This is a genomic window from Acinetobacter rongchengensis (assembly GCF_003611475.1).
GTDB classification, from domain to species: Bacteria; Pseudomonadota; Gammaproteobacteria; order Pseudomonadales; family Moraxellaceae; genus Acinetobacter; species Acinetobacter rongchengensis.
This window is the reverse complement of the sequence record NZ_RAXT01000002.1, coordinates 38,628-59,924: the sequence shown is the minus strand read 5'-3', so window position 1 is coordinate 59,924 and position 21,297 is coordinate 38,628. Positions and strand designations below refer to the sequence as shown.

At 38.2% G+C, this 21,297-nt stretch carries 19 protein-coding genes; 12 read left to right on the top strand and 7 right to left on the bottom strand.

The genetic code is table 11. From position 1 onward, the window contains the following. Window positions 1–504: 504 nt before the first annotated feature. Window positions 505–1,446 carry an oxygen-dependent coproporphyrinogen oxidase gene (gene hemF, locus D7V20_RS01700; RefSeq protein WP_120382618.1) on the bottom strand — a complete coding sequence of 314 codons (942 nt, stop codon included), beginning with the start codon at window positions 1,444–1,446 and terminating at the stop codon, window positions 505–507. Between the two features lie 262 nt (window positions 1,447–1,708). Here hemF and hemN point away from each other — a divergent pair, with 262 nt between their 5' ends. Beyond that, complete coding sequence (gene hemN / locus D7V20_RS01695; RefSeq protein WP_120382766.1) at window positions 1,709–3,073, top strand: oxygen-independent coproporphyrinogen III oxidase; 1,365 nt, start codon at window positions 1,709–1,711, stop codon at window positions 3,071–3,073. A gap of 126 nt (window positions 3,074–3,199) precedes the next feature. On the opposite strand, the gene ribA is transcribed toward hemN, so the two are convergent. Beyond that, entirely contained in the window at window positions 3,200–3,802 is a 603-nt protein-coding gene (gene ribA / locus D7V20_RS01690; RefSeq protein WP_120382617.1) for a GTP cyclohydrolase II, read from the bottom strand. Between the two features lie 317 nt (window positions 3,803–4,119). Here ribA and dxs point away from each other — a divergent pair, with 317 nt between their 5' ends. The 8 genes from dxs (at window position 4,120) to D7V20_RS01650 (ending at window position 13,266) form a co-directional block, all read left to right on the top strand. Next, a complete protein-coding gene (gene dxs / locus D7V20_RS01685; RefSeq protein ID WP_120382616.1) occupies window positions 4,120–6,036 on the top strand; it encodes a 1-deoxy-D-xylulose-5-phosphate synthase in 1,917 nt (638 codons plus the stop codon). Window positions 6,037–6,166: 130 nt separating this feature from the next. Next, complete coding sequence (locus D7V20_RS01680; protein WP_120382615.1) at window positions 6,167–6,997, top strand: inositol monophosphatase family protein; 831 nt, start codon at window positions 6,167–6,169, stop codon at window positions 6,995–6,997. 756 nt (window positions 6,998–7,753) lie between these two features. Then, window positions 7,754–9,628: a DEAD/DEAH box helicase gene (locus tag D7V20_RS01675; protein WP_120382614.1), complete on the top strand. Its 1,875-nt coding sequence runs from the start codon at window positions 7,754–7,756 to the stop codon at window positions 9,626–9,628. Window positions 9,629–10,038: 410 nt separating this feature from the next. Beyond that, window positions 10,039–10,857, top strand: a complete 819-nt coding sequence (locus tag D7V20_RS01670; RefSeq protein WP_120382613.1) for an ABC transporter ATP-binding protein — start codon at window positions 10,039–10,041, stop codon at window positions 10,855–10,857. Further along, entirely contained in the window at window positions 10,854–11,633 is a 780-nt protein-coding gene (gene mlaE / locus D7V20_RS01665) for a lipid asymmetry maintenance ABC transporter permease subunit MlaE (protein WP_120382612.1), read from the top strand. Before D7V20_RS01670 ends, mlaE begins: the two co-directional genes overlap by 4 nt. Next, complete coding sequence (gene mlaD / locus D7V20_RS01660; RefSeq protein ID WP_120382611.1) at window positions 11,633–12,310, top strand: outer membrane lipid asymmetry maintenance protein MlaD; 678 nt, start codon at window positions 11,633–11,635, stop codon at window positions 12,308–12,310. Before mlaE ends, mlaD begins: the two co-directional genes overlap by 1 nt. Before the next feature lie 20 nt (window positions 12,311–12,330). Next, entirely contained in the window at window positions 12,331–12,954 is a 624-nt protein-coding gene (locus D7V20_RS01655; protein WP_120382610.1) for an MlaC/ttg2D family ABC transporter substrate-binding protein, read from the top strand. Window positions 12,955–12,978: 24 nt separating this feature from the next. Continuing rightward, on the top strand, window positions 12,979–13,266 hold the full coding sequence (locus tag D7V20_RS01650; RefSeq protein WP_120382609.1) for a toluene tolerance protein: 288 nt from the start codon (window positions 12,979–12,981) through the stop codon (window positions 13,264–13,266). Between the two features lie 119 nt (window positions 13,267–13,385). On the opposite strand, the gene D7V20_RS01645 is transcribed toward D7V20_RS01650, so the two are convergent. Beyond that, window positions 13,386–14,399 carry a CorA family divalent cation transporter gene (locus D7V20_RS01645; RefSeq protein WP_120382608.1) on the bottom strand — a complete coding sequence of 338 codons (1,014 nt, stop codon included), beginning with the start codon at window positions 14,397–14,399 and terminating at the stop codon, window positions 13,386–13,388. A 156-nt stretch (window positions 14,400–14,555) separates the two neighbouring features. Between D7V20_RS01645 and D7V20_RS01640 the strand changes: the two genes are divergently transcribed. Together D7V20_RS01640 and D7V20_RS01635 are read left to right on the top strand one after the other, a co-directional pair. Next, on the top strand, window positions 14,556–15,173 hold the full coding sequence (locus D7V20_RS01640; RefSeq protein WP_120382607.1) for an LOG family protein: 618 nt from the start codon (window positions 14,556–14,558) through the stop codon (window positions 15,171–15,173). 100 nt (window positions 15,174–15,273) lie between these two features. Then, on the top strand, window positions 15,274–15,666 hold the full coding sequence (locus D7V20_RS01635) for an NUDIX hydrolase (protein ID WP_120382606.1): 393 nt from the start codon (window positions 15,274–15,276) through the stop codon (window positions 15,664–15,666). 412 nt (window positions 15,667–16,078) lie between these two features. On the opposite strand, the gene D7V20_RS01630 is transcribed toward D7V20_RS01635, so the two are convergent. Then, window positions 16,079–16,708: a ComF family protein gene (locus D7V20_RS01630; protein WP_120382605.1), complete on the bottom strand. Its 630-nt coding sequence runs from the start codon at window positions 16,706–16,708 to the stop codon at window positions 16,079–16,081. A 231-nt stretch (window positions 16,709–16,939) separates the two neighbouring features. Beyond that, window positions 16,940–18,985 carry an ATP-dependent DNA helicase RecG gene (gene recG / locus D7V20_RS01625; RefSeq protein WP_120382604.1) on the bottom strand — a complete coding sequence of 682 codons (2,046 nt, stop codon included), beginning with the start codon at window positions 18,983–18,985 and terminating at the stop codon, window positions 16,940–16,942. A gap of 60 nt (window positions 18,986–19,045) precedes the next feature. Here recG and D7V20_RS01620 point away from each other — a divergent pair, with 60 nt between their 5' ends. Further along, window positions 19,046–19,831 carry an NAD(P)H-binding protein gene (locus D7V20_RS01620; RefSeq protein WP_120382603.1) on the top strand — a complete coding sequence of 262 codons (786 nt, stop codon included), beginning with the start codon at window positions 19,046–19,048 and terminating at the stop codon, window positions 19,829–19,831. Window positions 19,832–19,964: 133 nt separating this feature from the next. Here the strand turns inward: D7V20_RS01620 and D7V20_RS01615 are convergent, their stop codons facing one another. Both D7V20_RS01615 and D7V20_RS01610 read right to left on the bottom strand, forming a co-directional pair. Further along, window positions 19,965–20,888 carry a hypothetical protein gene (locus D7V20_RS01615; RefSeq protein WP_120382602.1) on the bottom strand — a complete coding sequence of 308 codons (924 nt, stop codon included), beginning with the start codon at window positions 20,886–20,888 and terminating at the stop codon, window positions 19,965–19,967. A gap of 9 nt (window positions 20,889–20,897) precedes the next feature. Continuing rightward, entirely contained in the window at window positions 20,898–21,173 is a 276-nt protein-coding gene (locus D7V20_RS01610; RefSeq protein WP_120382601.1) for a hypothetical protein, read from the bottom strand. Window positions 21,174–21,297: the final 124 nt, after the last annotated feature.

The window sequence follows — 21,297 nt, the reverse complement described above, 5'->3', positions numbered from 1 at the left end:
TGCAAATGGATTCTAAAAAGTCTAAGAAAATCATTGCAAAAATTACGAGGAAGCCGATAGAAAGTATGATACTTGAGGTAATTGAAATACTGTCAGAAAGGTTGTCATTGGATATGATCGTCACAGTAATTGAGCAGATTAATAAAAAAAGCACAGTTAATGATACTATAACTTTATGATTCTCTAGTAAATTTTTCATTACTCAACCTCGAGTATAAGGTGGGAAATCAATTAAATAATTTATAAGATAGAAACTAAAATAAAATAGAAACTAAATAAAAAATTAAGAAAATTTTAAGTTTCGTATAGTAAACAAATTTAAGTTAAAACAAAATTAAAAAGCAGACTAATTGTGATTTATTCTCATTATTAATTGTGAGTAAATCTTTCTAAAAATAGGAAAATAAGAAAAAGCTAAACTTATTAAAAGCTTAGCTTTGAGATAAAATTGAGCGTGAATAGTGCGAAAATTTGATCATTCGCAATAAATAGCATGTTTTTGACTTAGGATAGTTCAGCAAGCCAATTGTGAGGTTTGAGATAATATTCGACTAAACGCTTTTCAGGGCTATTTTCATCCCATTCAGGACGGTATGACCATGCTGCAAGCGGTGGCATACTCACCAGAATCGATTCGATACGACCACCTGTTTGTAGACCAAATAACGTACCACGGTCATACACTAAATTGTATTCGACATAGCGACCACGGCGATACAACTGGAAGTCACGTTGAGCTTGAGTATGTGGTTTATTTTGATTTTTTTGAAAGATTGGGGTGATGGCTTTTAAATAACCATTTCCCACCGCTTGCATATATTCAAAACATTTTTCAAAGTCCCATTGATTTAGGTCATCAAAAAATAATCCACCTACACCACGCTGTTCATCACGATGTTTTAAATAGAAATAATCATCACACCATTGTTTATGTTTTGCATAAATATCTTCACCAAATGGGGCGCAAAGCTCAGCAGCTGTTTGATGCCATGCCAAAACATCCTCATCATTTGGGTAAAAAGGCGTGAGGTCAAAACCACCACCAAACCACCAAATTGGATCTTGCCCTTCAGGTTCAGCAACAAATAAACGAACATTGGCATGCGAGGTTGGAACATTGGGATTGCGCGGGTGAATAACCAGTGAAACCCCCATAGCTTGCGCTTTCGCTCCAGCAATATTGGGATGACGTTCAGTCGCCGAGGCAGGTAATTTAGAAATGTTAATGTGAGAAAACATCACGCCACCTTTTTCGATCACTGTGCCATTTTGTAAGACACGTGAGCGACCACCACCACCTTCAGGACGTTGCCAGTCATCGACTTCAAAAGTTGCTGTACCACCACCTAATTTTTCTTGTTGTTCTAAGGCTGAACAAATACGTGCTTGTAAATCGATAAGAAATTCACGGACGCGTTGAATATCTGCTGAAGTCGGGTTCTGCATGACAGTCCTCTAAATAGGGGGCAGGGAAGGCTATATACATCAAAACATAAATTGGTCAAAAAATTAAGTAGATTGCTGAAAAGTGGTGGTATTGGTGACAACTCATTGAAAATCTATTCTAAATTTTGAAAATGCTGTTGGAATTCCGATCATTTCGCTAGGTTGAATTCAAACGATAAGCTCAGCACAATAGGTTGCGTAAGAAATCATTGATTTGATTACTGAAGAAAAATTGATGTTAGTTGAGCCTTAAGTCATGAATATGAGTTGTTCCCTCATACAGAAATACAATGTTGCTGGTCCTCGTTATACCAGTTATCCAACAGTTCCTTATTGGGATGAAGCCTCATTTTCGGTACAACAATGGAAACAAAGCTTAAAGCGTTCATTTGATGAGTCAAATACAACAGAAGGTATTAGCTTATATATCCATTTACCTTTTTGTGAAAGTTTATGTACTTTTTGTGGCTGTCATAAAAAAGTAACGAAACGCCATGAGGTTGAACAACCTTATATTCAGGCCGTATTAAAAGAATGGGAATTATATTGTCAGTTATTGGGTGATACTCCGCAAATTAAAGAAATACATTTGGGCGGTGGGACACCGACATTTTTTTCAGTTGAACATTTGCAGCAACTGATTCAGGGTATTTTAGCCAAAGCAAGCATAGCGGAAGGACATGAATTCAGTTTTGAAGGTCATCCAAATAATACCACCAAAGCACATTTACAAGCCTTATATGAATTAGGATTTCGCCGTGTCAGTTATGGTGTGCAGGATTATAATGAGAATGTGCAGAAAGCGATTCACCGTATTCAACCATTTGAACATGTAGCAAATGTCACAAAGTGGGCAAAAGAAATGGGGTATCAATCCATTTCCCATGATTTGGTTTTTGGCTTACCATTTCAAAGCTTGGAAGATGTATTAAAAACCATTGATTTAACCAACAGTTTATTGCCTGATCGTTTGGCTTTTTATAGCTATGCGCACGTGCCTTGGATTAAGGGCAATGGTCAACGTGGTTTTAAAGATTATGATGTTCCAAAAGATGATCTGAAACGTACTTTGTATGAGGAAGGAAAGAAAAAACTGTTGGCGCATGGTTATCATGAAATTGGCATGGATCATTTTGCTTTAGAGCATGATGGGATGTATCAGTCATTTAAAACGGGTAGTTTACATCGTAATTTTATGGGTTATACCTCGTCTAAAACCCAAGTGATGATTGGTTTGGGGGTATCTTCGATTAGTGATAGTTGGTATAGCTTTGCTCAAAATGAAAAGGTCTTAGAAGACTATTATGCTCGCCTTGAAAATAATGAAATTCCTGTTTTTAAAGGGCATGTTTTAGATGCAGAAGATTTAAAAATCCGTAAGCATATTTTAAACTTGATGTGTACTTTTGAAACCTCTTGGTCAGAACAAGCGATGGATTTTCCTGAGCGTGCAGAAGTGATTCAGCAGTTAGTCGAGATGCAACAAGATGGTTTATTGCAGATTGAAAAAGATCGTATTGTGATTGCCGAACAAGGAAAGCCTTTTGTTCGTAATATTTGTATGGCCTTTGATTTACGCTTAAAGCGTAGAAAACCTGAAACACAGATTTTCTCGATGACGGTTTGATTCTATTTTTGACTGTAGTGAATTCAATTTACTCTGTTGAAGCCCCCTCCTTTAGAAAAGGAGGGTTGGGGGAGGATTTAATATTTTTAGATCATGTATTTTAAAACTATATCGCTTTTTTTATTCTCAAAAATCATCTTTTTCATACATATGCGACATACGCTCATGTTTGGTTTTCAAATAATCTTCATTAAATTTATTTAAACCGACAGTCAAAGGAACACGATCAACAACATCAATCCCTAAATCAGTTAACGCTTTTAATTTCAACGGATTATTGGTAATCAGCTTGACTTGTTTAACCTGTAATTGATCGAGCATGATGGTACACATATCATAAGTACGTGCATCAGCAGGTAAGTTTAATAATAAATTGGCATCTACAGTATCATGCCCTTGATCTTGTAATGCATAAGCACGGATTTTATTGGTTAAACCAATACCACGCCCTTCTTGACGTAAATATAAAATCACGCCTTGACCTGCATCATTCATCATTTTCATAGTGTTGTGTAATTGTGGGCCGCAATCACATTTTAACGAACCGAAGGCATCTCCCGTTAAACATTCTGAATGAATACGGACCAATACTGGTTGAGTGGGAGCAGTTTCCAAACCTTTAGAAAGAGCAATATGCTCTTCGCCTGTTTGGGGATCCTGAAATACAGAAATTTTAAATTCACCATAAGCAGTGGGTAAATTTGAAGTGGCAACAAACGCGATTGACACAGAATCTTCCATTATTTGTTTAGAAATTGGTTAAAGTATAGCGTAATGCTCGGGCATTGGTAGAATTGTAAAACAAGTTTTTAAGTATAAGTTTGCTTTAAAAATTTCTTTTTTGTATAAAGCAAACGATAATAGTTGATATATAGATAGATTATTCAGGATAATCTAATTTACGAGCACACTTGTCGCATTCAATATTGTTCTGTGACGCATCGTTATAAATGTGGCTGATTGAATGTGATATGATTCGATTTCACGATCATGCTAACCCGTGTACCTAGCTTAGATTTGCCAGGCTTTAGAAGGCTTTGCCACATATGTTGTATACCGAAATACCTAGTCAACGTCCTGTTACGCCATTGTTGGATGCGATTAATCATCCTCAACAATTACGTCAACTCGAGCAAAGCCAATTGGCACAAGTTGCAGACGAGTTACGTCAATTTATTTTGTATGCTGCTGGACAAAGTGGTGGGCATTTTGGTGCAAACCTTGGCGTTATCGAGCTTACTGTTGCATTACATTATTGTTTTAATACACCCGATGATCGTTTGGTCTGGGATGTAGGTCATCAAGCTTATCCGCATAAAGTGTTGACAGGTCGCCGTGAGCAATTAACCACGATTCGTTCAAAAAATGGTTTAGCTGCTTTTCCTGCACGTGATGAATCTGAATTTGATACTTTTGGTGTTGGTCATTCTTCTACTGCAATTTCAGCAGGTTTAGGTATGGCTTTGGCACGTCGTTATCAACAAAATCCATGCGATGTTGTGGCAATTGTTGGTGATGGTGCAATGACTGCGGGTATGGCTTTTGAAGCCATGAACGATGCCGTGGCACACGATGCCGATTTGATGGTCGTCTTGAATGACAATGATATGTCTATTTCATGCAGTACAGGCGGTTTTGCTAAACATTTGGCTTCGATTTGGGAGCAAGGGCAGTTCGTTAATATTGACGAACAAGGTCAAGCTTTTATTCAAGATCATCCTGAGTGGAATTACACCTCACGCTTACATCAATCTGCAACCGATGCAGCAGATAACTTATTTAAAGCGATTGGTTTTGATTATTTTGGTCCGTTTGATGGGCATGATGTTGAGCAATTGGTACAAGTATTCAATGCGCTTAAAAAGCGTAAAGGGCCACGCCTGATTCATATCTATACGGTGAAAGGCAAAGGCTTTGCACCTGCTGAAGCAGATCAAATTAAATATCATGCGATTAGCAAATTAAATACAGCGCCTGCAAAAGCTGAACCGATCAAAACAGCGCCGAAATATTCAGATGTATTTGGACAATGGCTCTGTGATGAAGCTGCACTCGATAATAAGTTGTTAGCCATTACGCCAGCCATGTGCGAAGGTTCTGGAATGGTACAATTTGCAAAACAATACCCTGAACGCTACTTTGATGTTGCTATTGCAGAACAACATGCAGTGACCTTGGCGGCGGGTATGGCGTGTGAAGGCTTAAAGCCTGTTGTCGCTATATATTCTACATTCTTACAACGTGGTTATGATCAACTTATTCACGATGTTGCTTTACAAAATTTAGATGTGACGTTTGGTATTGATCGTGCGGGTTTGGTTGGTGAAGATGGGCCAACCCATGCGGGTGCATATGATTATGCATTCATGCGAACCGTACCGAATATGGTGATTATGGCACCAAAAGATGAAAATGAATGCCGTCAAATGTTACACACAGCTTACTTACATAAAGGGCCGACAGCTGTACGTTACCCACGTGGTAATGGCTTAGGTGTGGAAATTCAACAACAACTGATTGAACTTGAAATCGGTAAAGCAGAACTATTGTTAGAATTGAACACTGAACATGATGAAAGCATTACCATTTTAGCTTTTGGTAGCCGTGTTCAACCTGCATTGGATGCTGCAAAACAACTCACTTCACAGCTTGATATTGCAATTCGTGTGGTGAATATGCGTTTTGTGAAACCGCTGGATGAGCAAATGATTGGTGATTTAGCGGATCGAACCAGTTTATTTGTCACGGTTGAAGAGCATGCAGTTATGGCAGGTGCGGGCAGTGCAGTCAATGAATTCCTTGCACAGGCTCAAATTGTAAAACCGATTTTAAATTTGGGTTTAGCTGATGCGTTTTTAGCTCAAGCAACTCATGCTGAAATGTTAAGAGATTGTGGATTGGATGCAGATGGTATTCAAAATTCAATCGAACAGGCATGGTTGAAACTTGTTCAGACAGTTTAATTGACTGTAAAAATTCAAATTGTAAAATTTTAGAAACAAAATTTCCCTAAAAGCCTCAATATTTGCTAAAATGTTGGGGCTTTTATGCATTATTCTTTATCAGTATCTTCAAATTTGTAGTGGGTGTTCAATGGAACCTATGGTGGTGATGGCTGCGCGTGCGGCTCAATTAGTTGGTCAAGAGCTTTTAAAAGCGCATCAAAATCGTCATAAACTCGATCTGCAAGTCGAAGAAAAAGGTATCGATGGCCCTGTGACTCGTGTAGACCGTTACATCGAGCAATTAACGATTGATACGCTTCGTAAAAGTTATAAAAATCACAGCTTCCTTGGTGAAGAATTTGGACTACAAGAAGGTAAAGGCCACGACGCTGATTGGTGTTGGGTGATTGATCCGCTTGATGGTACTTTAAACTTTATCAATGGTTTCCCTCATTTCTGTGTCTCTATTGCTGTTCAACATAAAGGTGTAACTCAACACGGTGTTATTTATGACCCTGTGAAAGATGAGTTATTCTCTGCTAGCCGTGGTCGTGGTGTAATGTTGAATCAACGCCGTATTCGTGTAAATGTTAAAGATAGCCTTGAAAATACGTTTATGGCTGTAGGTCATGCTTACCGTGCAAAACGTAATGGTGAAATTGTTTCTTATGCGAAAAACCATTTTGACTCATTGTTAAACGTTACTGAAGCGGGTGCACAATACCGTCGTTCAGGTTCAGCAGCCTTAGATTTAGCTTATGTTGCAGCGGGCCGTTTTGATGCTTATTTTGAACTGGGTTTAAAACCTTGGGATATCGCTGCTGGCGAACTCATTGTAAAAGAAGCGGGCGGTACTGTGGTTGATGCACGTGGTGGTACAGATTCTATGGAAAATGGTCAAGTGATCGCTTGTTCTATGAAAATGTTAAAGCCATTGATGCAACAAGTTGTTCCTGCTTGGGGTGAAGCTGCGAAGTAATTTATAATTTCAGCAGATTGAGTTTTAAAAAGCCTTCATGTGAATGAGGGCTTTTTTATTGAAAACCCTCTTTAGCTTCCTTAGCCCCTTCTTTAAATATGGTAGTAATAGAATTACAAATTGAAAGTTCCTTCTCTTGCACCATATATGGCTCATGGAGAAGGTTAGGATGAGGGGAGTTCATATAAATCCTCTCCCTCTTGCGCGTAATAACGCTCATCCTTTATAAAGGAGAGGGAACTCCCATTATGAATTAATTTTTTCACAAGCTGACATATGTAAGAAGTCTATTTATTCTAATCTCGGTCATATCTTTTTATTTATAAATACTCTACTTTATTCATTAGTAAAATAATTTGATTTATTTTTATAATCAAAATATTGAATTTTAATAAGATAATTTTTTAGTTTGGATAGTTTTTTGAAAATATTTATATAAAACACTAAAACTTAGTGACATTATTTAAAATTCTGCTATACTCCGCGCACGCACTAAATTTCGTTCATTACCTGAACATTTCTCTTCTATATTGTGTATGCGCGTCCGGTCCAAAAGAGAGGACATTATTTCGCGCCCCACCCAATCGCTTAAGCGATTCCTTCAGGTTGCGGCTGTAATCAAATGTGCGTTATACGCATCGTCGTTCTCGGATCGCCGCTGATTCTATATTTTCAGCGATTATTGCTGTGCCGCTTTTTGCCGATGTCCATCAGACCATATATTAATGGAGCACCCACATTAGGGTGAATATCTCTATGAGCAAAACTTTTGCTGAATTTTCTTTAGACGAATCACTACAGAAAGCACTTGAATCACTTGGCTTTACTACGCCTACTCCCGTTCAAGAACAATCTATTCCTGCGGCTTTAGAAGGTAAAGACCTTCTTGTATCAAGCCAAACAGGTTCTGGTAAAACTGCTGCATTCTTACTTCCAACGTTAAACGCTTTAGCTGGTCAAGAAACTTTTGTACCTTTTAAAGAACGTATGAAAGCAGTAACTCAACCAAACATTTTAGTTATTTCACCGACTCGTGAACTTGCACAACAAGTATGTCAAGATGCAATTGCATTTGTACGCCATATGAAAGGTGTACGTGTTGCTGCTATCATGGGTGGTATGCCTTTTGGTAAGCAAATCCAACAATTAAAAGGTGCACAAGTTGTTGTTGCGACTCCAGGTCGTTTACTTGATCTTGTCAACCGTCGTCAAATTAAACTTGATTCAGTTGATGCTTTAATTGTTGATGAAGCTGACCGTATGCTTGATCTAGGTTTCTCTGAAGACTTAGAAGCGATCAGTGATTTAGCATTAAACCGTAAACAAACATTAATGTTCTCTGCAACATTTGCACCACGTATTATTAATCTTGCTGAACGCATGATGAATGATCCACAACGTATTGCAATTGAAACAGGTCATTCTACAAATACTGACATTACCCAAACTTTACATTGGACTGATGGTTTTGAGCATAAGAAAAAATTGCTTACGCATTGGTTAAGTGAAGAAGATGTAGATCAGGCTGTTGTATTTGCTTCAACTCAAGAAGATACAGACATGCTTGCTGAAGAGCTTGCAGAAGCAGGTCTTTCAGTTGTAGCACTTCATGGTGCTATGCCACAAACTGTACGTAACCGTCGTTTACGTAGCATTCGTGAAGGCCGTGCAAAAATCCTGGTTGCTACAGACGTAGCTGCTCGTGGTCTTGACGTACCAACGATTTCTCACGTAATTAACTTCGGTCTTCCGATGAAGAATGAAGATTATGTACACCGTATTGGTCGTACAGGTCGTGCGGGTCGTACTGGTAAAGCAATTACTTTAGCGACTTACCGTGAACGCGGTAAAATCCGTGCTTTAGAAGATTATTTAGATGCACGTTTAAGTGTTTCTGAAATTGAAGGTTTAGAGCCATCTCCACCTCCTGCACGTGGTGGTCGTGATGGTGGTCGTGGTCGCAATGGCGGTGGTCGTCGTGATGGCGGTCGTGGCGGATTCGGCGGTGGTCGTCGTTTTGAAGGTGAATCAAACTTCAAACGCCGTGAAGGTGGTGATGACCGTCCACGTCGTAGCTATGATGACAAACCTCGTGGTGACCGTCCATCTTATGGTGATGATCGTCCTAAGCGTGATTTTGGTGATCGTCCAGCACGCCGTGAAGGTGGTTATGCTGACCGTCCACAACGTTCATTCGGTGGTGAAGATCGTCCACGTCGCGAGTTCAACAATGATCGCCCACGTCGTGAAGGTGGTTTTGAAGACCGTCCTAAGCGTTCATTCGGTGGCGAAGATCGTCCACGTCGTGAGTTCGACAATGATCGCCCGCGTCGTGAAGGTGGTTTTAATGACAAGCCTCGTTTTAACTCAAATGATGACAACCGTGGTAATAGCGTAGACTATAAACCACGTCGCGAAGGTAGCTTCGGTGATCGTCCAAAACGTGATTTTGGTGACCGTCCAGCACGTCGTGAAGGTGGTTTTGGTGATCGTCCACAACGTTCTTTTGGCGATGATCGTCCAAAACGTACTTTTGGTGGTGAAGATCGTCCTAAGCGTTCGTTCGGTGGTGAAGATCGTCCAAAGCGTGAGTTTAACGCTGACCGTCCACGTCGCAAATTTAACGACTAATGAAATAAAATTAAGTAAAAACCAGTCTTCGGACTGGTTTTTTTATTGCAAGTTCAAGAATATTTGTTAAAATAAAAATGTGTAATTGATCAAACTTTTAAGTTAAATAGAGAAATATGAGTTATAAAAATATGAATTCACATCAGGAAAATTTAACGCTTGGTATGGTGATGTCATACATCTTTTCGATTTTGGTGGTTTCTAACATCGGCTACTTAATCTATGGTTTAATCTCAGGTTAAGTATTTTTTGTTATTTGAACTAAAAAAATAAAAAAGTAAAACTATAAAAAATAAATTTACGATCACTTAAGTAATGAATTTCATCTATTCCATTATCTTTTAATTACATAAATATACGTATTTAAGAGTATAGTATGTGGGCTGATAAATGCAGGAAAATGTTCAGCTATGAATAAGCAAAATCATGCCGAAACAGAAGCTTTAATCGAGGTTAAGAATTTAAGCTTTAACAGAGGTGAACGCATTATTTATGATAATGTGAATTTACAGATTCGTCGTGGACAGATTACCGCAATTATGGGGCCATCTGGAACAGGTAAAACTACCTTACTACGATTGATTGGTGGTCAACTTACTCCAGACGCTGGTCAAGTGATGCTTGATGGCAAAAATATTGCGTCGATGTCACGTAATGAATTGTTTGCAGCTCGTGCCCGTATGGGAATGTTATTTCAAAGTGGTGCATTATTTACAGACATGTCTGTATATGAAAATGTGGCGTTTCCAATTCGTGCGCATACCAAATTACCTGAAAATTTAATTGCAGAACTGGTGGCTTTAAAACTGGAGTCTGTTGGCTTACGTGGTGCTGAAAAGTTAATGCCAGCTGAGCTTTCGGGTGGTATGAATCGACGTGTAGCATTGGCTAGAGCGATTGCCTTAGATCCAGATTTGATCATGTATGATGAGCCTTTTGCAGGTCAAGACCCGATTGTGATGGGGGTTTTGTCTCGTTTAATTCGTTCATTACGTGAAGCTTTAGATTTGACAACGATTATTGTATCGCATGATGTTGATGAAACACTTTCAATTGCCGATTACATCTATGTGGTTGCAGAAGGTAAAGTTCAGGGCGAAGGTACACCTGAACAATTAAGAAACCATGCATCACCATTTGTTCGTCAGTTTTTAACAGGCTCTATAGAAGGCCCTGTGGATTATCAATTTAGTCATCAAGCCTATTTAAGTAATGAGGTTGGTTCATGAATGCTATTGCCTTATTAGGTAGACGCGTTCTAGAACGTGTTCAGGGAATTGGCGTTGCAACAACAATGTTGCTGCGTATTTTATTTTCAATGCCTACGCTTTTAGGCGTGAAATTGTTTATATATCAAATGTATCGCGTAGGTGTGTTATCACTACTGATCATTGCTGTGTCTGGTTTGTTTATTGGTGCAGTACTCGGACTACAGATGTATAACATTTTGGTCACGTTTGGTAGTGAAGCCATGTTAGGCGCTGCGGTTGCTTTAACATTATTACGTGAACTTGCACCTGTAGTCGCAGCTTTACTTTTCGCAGGTCGAGCTGGATCAGCCTTAACTGCTGAAATCGGGTTAATGAAAGCCACTGAGCAACTTTCCAGTATGGAAATGATTGGTGTTGATCCATTAAAACGTGTGGTTTCACCACGCTTATGGGCGGGTATCATTAGCTTGCCGATGCTGTCTGTGATTTTTGCTGCGATTGGTATTATGGGCGGTAAAATGGTTGGTGTTGATTTTCTTGGCGCTGACGAAGGTTCTTATTGGAGTGGTATTCTCAGCAGTACACAGTTTATGAAAGATGTACTGAATGGGACGATCATTAAAAGTTTTGTTTTTGCTTTAATTTGTACTTGGATTGCGGTGTATCAAGGCTATGCCTGTGAACCGACATCTGAAGGTATCGCAACATCTACGACACGTACTGTTGTGTATTCATCGTTATGTGTTTTAGGTTTTGATTTCGTGTTGACTGCGGTCATGTTCGGAGGTGTTTAATGAAATCACGTACAAGTGAGCTGGCCGTAGGTGTTTTTGTCATCATTTTCGGTATTGCTTTATTTTTCTTGGCAATGAAAGTGAGTGGATTGGTCGGTACAAATCTTAAAGATAGCTATGAAATGTCTGCAACTTTTGACAATGTCAATGGTTTAAAACCACGTGCGAAAGTGACCATGAGCGGAGTCAAAATTGGACAAGTTGAATCGATTACACTTGATCCAGTCACACGCCAAGCAACGGTTCATTTTGATTTAGATGGTTCTCTGACTTCTTTTAATGCAGAACAGTTGGAGAAAGTAAAAGAGAATACTTTGGGTGATTTGCGTTACAGTGCGGATTATCAAGCGGCGACACCTCAGAAACAAAAAGAAATGGAACAGCAACTGTTGAGTAACATGAAATCCATCACCAATATTGATGAAGATGCTTACATAATGGTTGCTACAAATGGTCTTTTGGGCGAGAAGTATTTGAAAATTGTACCAGGCGGTGGAATCAGTTACATCAAGCGTGGTGAGAGTATTGCCAATACTCAAGGTACAATGGATCTTGAAGACTTAATTACCAAATTTATTACGGGTGGCGCAGGAAAATCATCTTCTGACTCTTCAAAAGCTCAAGATGAAGCTGCAACAACCGAAACAACTGATGCTCAGACATCATTTGTCGAATAAGCATTAGAGGAGTGATTTAAATGAATATGCTTTTTAAACAAACTTTCGCTGCAAGTGTATTGGCAACAATGGTTGTAACAGCAGCTCAAGCTGCGCCTGCAGAAGCACCACCAGCATTTGTTAAGCGTGTAGCGGATGGTTTAATTAGCCGTTTAAAAGCTGATCAAGGTAAATTACAAAATCCTGCAACGATCAAAGCGATTGTACGTCAAAATCTTGATCCTTATGTCGATGGTCAAGCATTTACTCGTATTGTCATGGGTACTTATGCAAATGCAAGTACTCCTGCACAACGTGCGCAGTTTGAACAGAACTTCCGTAATACTTTAATTGAGAATTATGGTTCTGCTTTTGCTAAGTACTCAAGCCAGACCTATTCAATGCGCCCTTATAAAGCGACCAATAGTAAATTCCCTGTGGTTACGATTGACTTCAATAACAAAGGCGAAAAGATTCCTGTATCTTTCCAATTGTCTGATGTCGGTAACCAATGGAAAGTACGTAATTTGAACGTATCGGGTATCGATTTAGGTCTACAGTTCCGTAACCAGTTTGCTGCTAACGTACAGCGTAATGGCGGTAATATTGATAAAGCAATTGCAACGTTCAAACCTGATGCAGATGCTGCGGTGAATAAGAAGTAAGATCAGTTAGATAGGTAGTAGTGAATGATTGAATTTAGAGATCAGGAATTACATGTGAGCGGTAAGATCGCTTATGAGAATGCTGAAAACTATTATTTGAATGGTTTAAAGGTTATTCGAAATGAAAAAAATTTCCCAATCACTGTGAATTTGGCTCAGCTTGAAAATGGCAGTACCTTGGCTTTATCTGTATTGGTGCAATGGTTGCGTCATACCCCAAATACGCAAGGTCTACAATTGAAGGCGGTTCCTGAAAAGATGATGAAAATCATTCAAGCCTGTCATTTACAAGATGATTTAAAAATTATTTAAATCATTGACATAGCAATAAAAAAGCACCTAAGGGTGCTTTTTTATTGCTTTGAAGTACACAGTTATTAAATACCATACATTTCTTGCGTATTGCTTTGAGGTAATACGTTAAAATTCGCTCAAATCCATTTTTTCCATCTAAAGTAAACCAGTGGCCCAACAAAAAAAGCAATAAGTATGGTAATCACAATATAAAAACTGGTTGTCCCATGCGCAAAAGGTAATACTTCAGTATTCATGCCGTAAATACTGGCAATTAACATTGGAGGCGCAAGCATGCTGGGTAAAATAGAGAATCGACGAATCGTATCGTTCTGTTCGGTATTAATGAACCCAGAGGTTGTATCTAATAAGAATCGAACCTTTTGGAATAAGAATGCATCATGTTCTACAAGAGAACGCACATCTTCACTGAGCTCTCGTATATCTGCATCGTAGATATGACTGCCCAAAGCACGAGGACGTGATAGGAATGTTAAAACACGACGTAGATCAATTAAACACAGTTGCGCTTTTCCTAAAACGTCTTCCTTTTGCGCTAAACGGGTAATCATGTCATCTAGGTCTAGAATCATTTCACGATGGCGAACGTTGAGTACTTCTGTTGAGTATAATTCCAAGTCCTTGTGGATATCTTCCAAGATATCCGCAAGCTCATCCAGTTTTGCTTCAAGTAAACCTAAAAGAATCCACGTGGGGTCTTTATATTCAATATCGTAGTCATTACGTCGAGCACGTGCTCGAAAGGCACGGAAAGCAACCAGTTTTTCACCACGAAGTGTGAATAAGCGGTCTTTATGTAAAATGAATGCAACAGTTTGAACAGTTGCTAACATATTTGAAGAATCTTCAGCGTCGCCTTCAACTTGATAGTTTTTATTTTTCGTTAAAAAATACGTACTGATATGTAAAATACCATCATCATCACGGTAAAATCGTGCAGACGAGGAAATATCTTCTAGAGATTTGAGCGTGGGTAAGTTTTGTTCATAAGCATCCAATACCCACTCTTGTTCTTCTTGTGAAGGTGCGATGAGATCAATCCACACCAATTCTGGGTGTAGGTCAAATCCTCCATTAATGGTTGCATCTTCCAAGCTACCGCGCTCAGTGGCGTAAAAGGCTTCAAGCATAGTGTCTTTTCTCCCTTGCGCTGTAGTGTTAAATCGATGTGTGTATTTTAGACAAGGATTTCAGGAAAAACACTGATTACATCGTTCTTTTGCAAAAAAAATCTGAATTGTTCATGTGTCACTGTAGCATGACAAAATTAAAATTAGGTTAAATTTATGAATTCTATTGCTATTTTCTGTGGTTCTTCTTTAGGTTCAGATCCCATCTTTGCCAATATTGCCCAACTGACTGGTGAAACTATCGCCAAACAAGGTAAAACCTTGGTTTATGGTGGTGGTCGTTCTGGCTTAATGGGCATTGTTGCAGACAGTGCATTGGCCGCAGGTGGTCAAGTTTTGGGGGTTATTCCTCAAGGCTTAGTCGATCGTGAACTGGCTCATCCTGACCTAACGGAATTGTATATTGTCAAAAATATGCATGAACGCAAAACTAAAATGTCTGAATTATCCGATGGATTTATTGCTTTACCCGGCGGTGCGGGAACGATTGAAGAAATTTTTGAACAATGGACTTGGGCGCAATTGGGGATTCATTTAAAACCATGTGCATTTTTAAATGTTGATGGTTTCTATGATGATTTACTTAAATTTATTCAACTCACTACGGATAAAGGTTTCTCTAAGGCACGTTTTACTGATCAACTGATTCAGTCTGCATCTATTGAAGAGATTTTAAATAAGTTTGAAAATTATCAAGCACCTGAACCGAAATGGGGCGTTAAAGACCGTGAGGAATTGGTAAAGCTAGATCAAGCAGATAAGAAGTTTGGCTAAATAATCTGAAGCTGATATCGATATTTGCTATTAACACAATATATTGTTTTAATTTTATTAATGGCACAATATATTGTGTTTAAATTTGTTTTAATAAAATATGAATGTGATTACCGTTGCCGCCGCAGTGATTTTGAATGAACAAAATCAATTGTTATTGGTGAGAAAGAAAAATACCCAATTTTTTATGCAAGTGGGTGGAAAGCTTGAAGTGAATGAGCTGCCTGAACAAACTATGCTTCGTGAAATTCATGAAGAAATTGGTGTCAAAGCCACCATTCAACAGTTTATTGGTCGGTTTGAAACACAGGCTGCCAATGAAGCCGATCATCAATTGGTGAGTTATGTCTATCAAGTTGATTTAAATCAAGTACCTAAGATTGATGCTGAAATTGCGGAAATGAAATGGATTAATTTAGATGATGATCAGACTTTACTTGCACCATTAACGAAAGAAGTGGTGATTCCGTGGTGTAAGCAAATTCTTGCATAATTACCCTCTCTCAATCTCTCCCAGAGAGAAGTATTTAAGATCCCTCTCTCAGTCTCTCCTAAAAGGGGAGAAGTGTTTAAGATCCCTCTCTCGGTCTCTACCAAAGGGAGAGAAGTGTTTAAGATCCCTCTCAGTCTTTCCCAAAAGGGAAAGAGGTATTTTAGTTCCCTCTCTCGGTCTCTCTCAAAGGGAGAGAAGTGTTTAAGTTTCCTCTCTCAGTCTCTCCCAAAGGGAGAGAAGTGTTTAAGTTTCCTCTCTCAGTCTCTCCCAAAGGGAGAGAAGTGTTTAAATCCTCTCTCAATTCCTTCCAAAGGCAGAGAAGTATCTAAGATCCCTCTCAACCTTTCCCAAAAGGGAGTGAAGTATTTAAGATCCCTCTCTCACTCTCTTCCTTAAGAGAGGACTTTTTTAATTACTTTGCAGCTGCGATACAAGCGGTATGTACTTGCTGACAGCCTAAGTTTTCGAGTGCTTGCTTTAAGGCATGAACTGAGCTACCTGTTGTTACAACATCATCAATAATTAACACTTTTTTATATTTTCTTCGTTCAGTTCGGATGATTTGAAATTGTTGTTCGATATTTTCTAATCGTTCTATACGACTCAAGCCTTTTTGTGAATGCTGTGCTTCACGAATGACAGGTTGCCACACAGGTATTTTGAGTTCTATTGCCATCATTTTGGCAATGATCAACATTTGGTTATAGCCACGTTCTTTTAAGCGTTCTGTAGAAATCGGCATTGGGACGATGGCTTGAACTTTGGGGAGTCTCAAATTTAATAGGCTGTGGGCGAGTAAGGTTTGATAGTGTAACTGTTGTTCATATTTATAAGTTTGAATGACCCGATCGATTGGAAAGCTATAGTGATGTGCGCATAAAATATTCTGTTGATGCCTTTCAATGTGTTGTTTGTACCACGGCAAATGGTTCCAACAATCTGTGCAAAGTGAATGAGTTTGTTGTTGGTCGATGCCACAAAGTAGGCAAGGGGAAATGCTTTGCATGCCTTTGTGAAGGAGTTGATTGATCAATTGGAGCATAGAATTCGCTTTATTATTTTTATTGAGCGTTAATTTTGCATAGTTGTGATTTGAGCGCAATGTTATTTATCGCTATTTAAATCGAAAATACAAATCCGTATTATTTTCAATGATGTTTATTTGGTATTTATTTATAGATGTAATCTCTCAACCTCTCTTTTTTCAAAGGGAGGAGCTTTTTATATTTTGATGATGAAAATACATTTACTCAAAACTGATAGGGTTGTGACACTACACATATGCATACCTCGGTGCTTCAGGTAACCATCGTTTGAGTAAAGCTTCTGCATTTTCAGGATAGTCTTTTAAGACTTGAGCAGCCACATAATGTGCTTGATTGAGTAAATGGTCATCACGTTCTAACTTGGCAACACGAAAACCCATATCCCCCGTTTGTTTAGTGCCGAGTAGCTCACCCGGTCCTCGAATTTCTAAATCTTTTTCTGCAATGATAAAACCATCATTGGTTTCACGCATGATCCGTAAACGTTCCTGTCCATTTTGTGATAACGGATTTTTATAGAGTAGGGCGCAGAAACTTGCTGTCGCACCTCGACCCACTCGTCCACGTAATTGATGCAATTGAGAAAGCCCTAAACGCTCAGCATTTTCAATCACCATAATGGATGCATTAGGCACATCTACACCCACTTCAATTACAGTGGTTGCAATTAAGAGCTGTAATTGATTGTCTTTAAACTGTTGCATGACCGTTTGTTTTTCATCAGCTTTCATCTTACCGTGAACTAAGCCAATATTGAGCTGTGGAAAGCGTTGTTTAACTTCCTGATAGGTCGCTTCGGCAGCTTGAGCATCCAAGGTTTCTGACTGTTCCACCAGTGTACAAACCCAATAGGCTTGCTTACCTTCAGCGCAATTGGTGGCAATCCGATTAAGGACTTCTTCTCGTCGATCTAGCGGAATGGTCACAGTCTGAATCGGTGTACGTCCCGGTGGAAGTTCATCAATCACAGATGTGTCCAAATCACCATAAGCAGACATGGCGAGGGTACGGGGAATCGGTGTTGCTGTCATGACCAGTTGATGTGGCGTGGTATTGTTTACGCCTTTATTACGTAGAGCTAAGCGTTGATCTACGCCAAAACGATGCTGTTCGTCAATAATGACTAAGCCAAGTTTGGCAAATTCAACATTGTCCTGAAATAAAGCATGCGTTCCAACGATCACATTGGCTGTACCATCTTTTAGGGTCAGTTCCGCAGCTGTACGGGCTTTGCCTTTTTGTTTACCTGAAAGCCAAGATACATTTAAACCCAGTGGTTCAAACCATTTTTTAAAATTTAAATAATGTTGTTCCGCTAAGATTTCAGTCGGTGCCATTAAAGCGACTTGCCAGCCTTCTTCTAGGGCATGACATGCTGCTACACCTGCAACCAAGGTTTTTCCTGCACCTACATCACCTTGAACCAAACGTAGCATTGGTTTGTTTTGCTTTAAGTCCTTGGATATTTCATTGGAAACACGTTTTTGGGCATTGGTCATTTCAAAGGGTAAACTGGCTAAAAGCTGCTTAGCAAAGGTTTTACTGGGTAAAAATGAAGGCGCTGCAATTTGCTGAATGAAAGCACGTCGTGTCAGTAAACTAATTTGGTGTGCCACTAATTCTTCAAAAATTAAACGTTGCTGCGCAGGATGTGAGCCTTGTGAAAGCTGCAACATATTGGCATCTACAGGAGGATGATGGATATATTCTAATGCTTGATTTAAGGCATAACCATTGGTGAATTTTTCAGGAAGTAATTCAGGTAAATCATCGGCATGATGTTTTAAAGCTTGTTTAACATATTCACGGAGTTTGGGTTGTGTTAAACCTTCAGTTGCAGGGTAGATTGCCGTGAGCTGAGTTTTTGGAAGCGGTGTATGCTCAGTAATCAGTTGGATTTCAGGATGATATAACTCTAAACCACGTGCGCCGACACGGACTTCACCGAAGATTCTTAAACGATTGCCTGCTTTGGCACGATCCATCAATGCCTTATAAATATGGTAGAAACGTAAAGTGACTTTGCCAAAATCATCTTGCAATAAAATGGCCATCGATTTGCGTTTACCGGGTGGCATATCAATCGATTTGACGATACCTTCAAGCAGGTAGCTGCGACCAACTTGTAATTGGTTCATGGGAATGATCGTGCTACGATCTTCATAGTCACGTGGCAAATGAAACAGCAAATCATCTGTGCTGAAAATATTAAGCTTTTCAAGCAAGGCAGCGGCGGCATTGCCAAGCCCTTGTAATTGGTGGACGGCAGCCATGTCCCCTCAACTTAGGTTAAATTGATTTTTAAAAATCGGTTTTGCAGAATAGGTCATTTGATGCATATTCTATTTATTGGTTATGGTAAAACATCGCAACGTGTTGCTAAACAATTATTTCAACAAGATCACCAAATTACCACAGTGAGTCGCAGTCTGAAAGATGATGATTTTGCTCAACATCTCACTCAGGATATCCAACAACTGGATTTGTCGCAAGTTCAAGCGATTGATGCGGTTTATGTACTACTTGCACCATCACGTGATAGTTCTCAAAGTCCAATTGAAAATTATCAGCAAACCTATGTTAATTCTGTTCAGCCGATTGTGAATGCTTTACAAGATCACTCGATTCAAAGAATTATTGTCGTGTCGTCCACACGTGTTTATGGTGAAAGTCATGGAGAACGTATTGATGATGATTCTGAAACTATTCCAAGTGATGAACAGGGACGATTGTTATTGAAAATGGAGCAATTATGGCAACGGGCTTACCCTAAAGAATGTGTCATTGTCAGACCGACTGGAATTTACGGCACTTCAGTTGCACGTATGCAAAAACTTGCCAAAACGACAAAAACTTACCCCAATATTCATTGGTCTAATCGAATTCATATTGATGATTTGGCTGGTTTCCTTGCGCATTTGCTTCACGTGGAACGTACTGAAAAATCGTATATTTGTACGAATAACCAACCGATTCCTTTGCATGAAATGATTTTAAAAATTCAACGTGAGTTGGGTTTGCCTGAGTTGGTTTTGGAAGGTGAGAGGGAGATGGGGAAAAGGATTTTTGCAAAGAGGATGGTGGAGAGTGGGTTTGAGTTGCAACATGACAATTCTTGATAAAAAGTAAGTTCTTATGTGAAAATATTTTTATACAGTATTTGATTGAATATCATTAAGTAAGAATAAGCTAAAATTCTCATGATTGAAATTAAGCGTCTGCGTGAATTTGATGAATGATTAAATACTAACTCTATTTATTAACAGGTATAGAATTAAATCTTTTTTCATCAAATTTAACAGCTGATATTATATTTAGCTTGTTTAAAATGATTGTTATTTCATCAAGATTATCTGTATTTTTAATTACCTCGATATAGGAAGTTGTTATAGTAACTGATTTATCATATTTATTTCTATAACCACTTTGATATGGTAAAAAAATAAAAGTTTCGCTAGTTAAGGAAAATCTTTCATCTTCTTTACCAAATCCTAATATTTGACCGATATAAACCTTTCTATCACTCATGGTTAAAAGTAAAAGCTTATTAGAGTTATTTAGGGATTCATCATCACTAACTAAAATTGATGAATATAGTAAATTGCTTAAGGGATCTTTAATTTCTTTTTTGATAGATTCAAGTCCTGTATTATGAGCTTTATAAGCAAGAATCATTTTGGTACTAAATATATGTAATTTAGGGAAAATTTTTAAGATTGTTAAGGAAAGTGTTTGAATAAATAATTGTAATTTTAAAAATTTATTAGTAATTTTTATATATTCTTTCAAAATAAATAAATATTTATATAATTTAACACCAATCCAAGTACATATAATCGAATTAATAAAAGTAAAAATAAAGAATATATAAAATGAAATAACGCGTTTAGATTCATCAGAGTTGGAATGATTTCCATATAAGGAATCTAAAATCTGATTTGTAAGGTTAGTTTTAATTTCCTTTAAATTTATAGCTTCAAATAAGATGTACTTATTCTGAGCTATCAACCAACTAGTTAAAAGAAATGCCAATGTAGTAAAAACGATCCCAAACAATGCGGATTTTAAGTATAATTGTTGCCCATCTAATTTTTGAAACTTATGACGATGAAAGTGGCTTTTTGATAGAAAATAAAAGCCACAGACTAAAATAGGTATTAGAAATAATAAACCCATATATTACTATTAATGAACCTTTTTGAAGCCATAGATCAAATGATCTATAGGATTATTTGAGGTTATATAAGTATATGTCTTCATATTATTTACTTGATTTACAGCCGATACATATCTTTTAACTATTTCTAATAGCTTTTTTTCATCAATATTTTGCCCCATACTTACACTAACTTTAAGCGAATCAATTTGCTCATCTTGTTTTTCGATGAGTAATTTTTTTTCAATTTCATAAGTTGCTTTATAAGTTGCTAAAAAATTTTCAAAAAAAGCCTTCATAGTCATTTGTCTCTCCCTTAAGGCAGAGGAATTCTAATATATTTTTCCTTAGAACCCTATCTTTTATTTGTAGAATTATTTCTATATATTCATATTTTTTAGTTAAAAACAATAGGTAAATGAATTTATT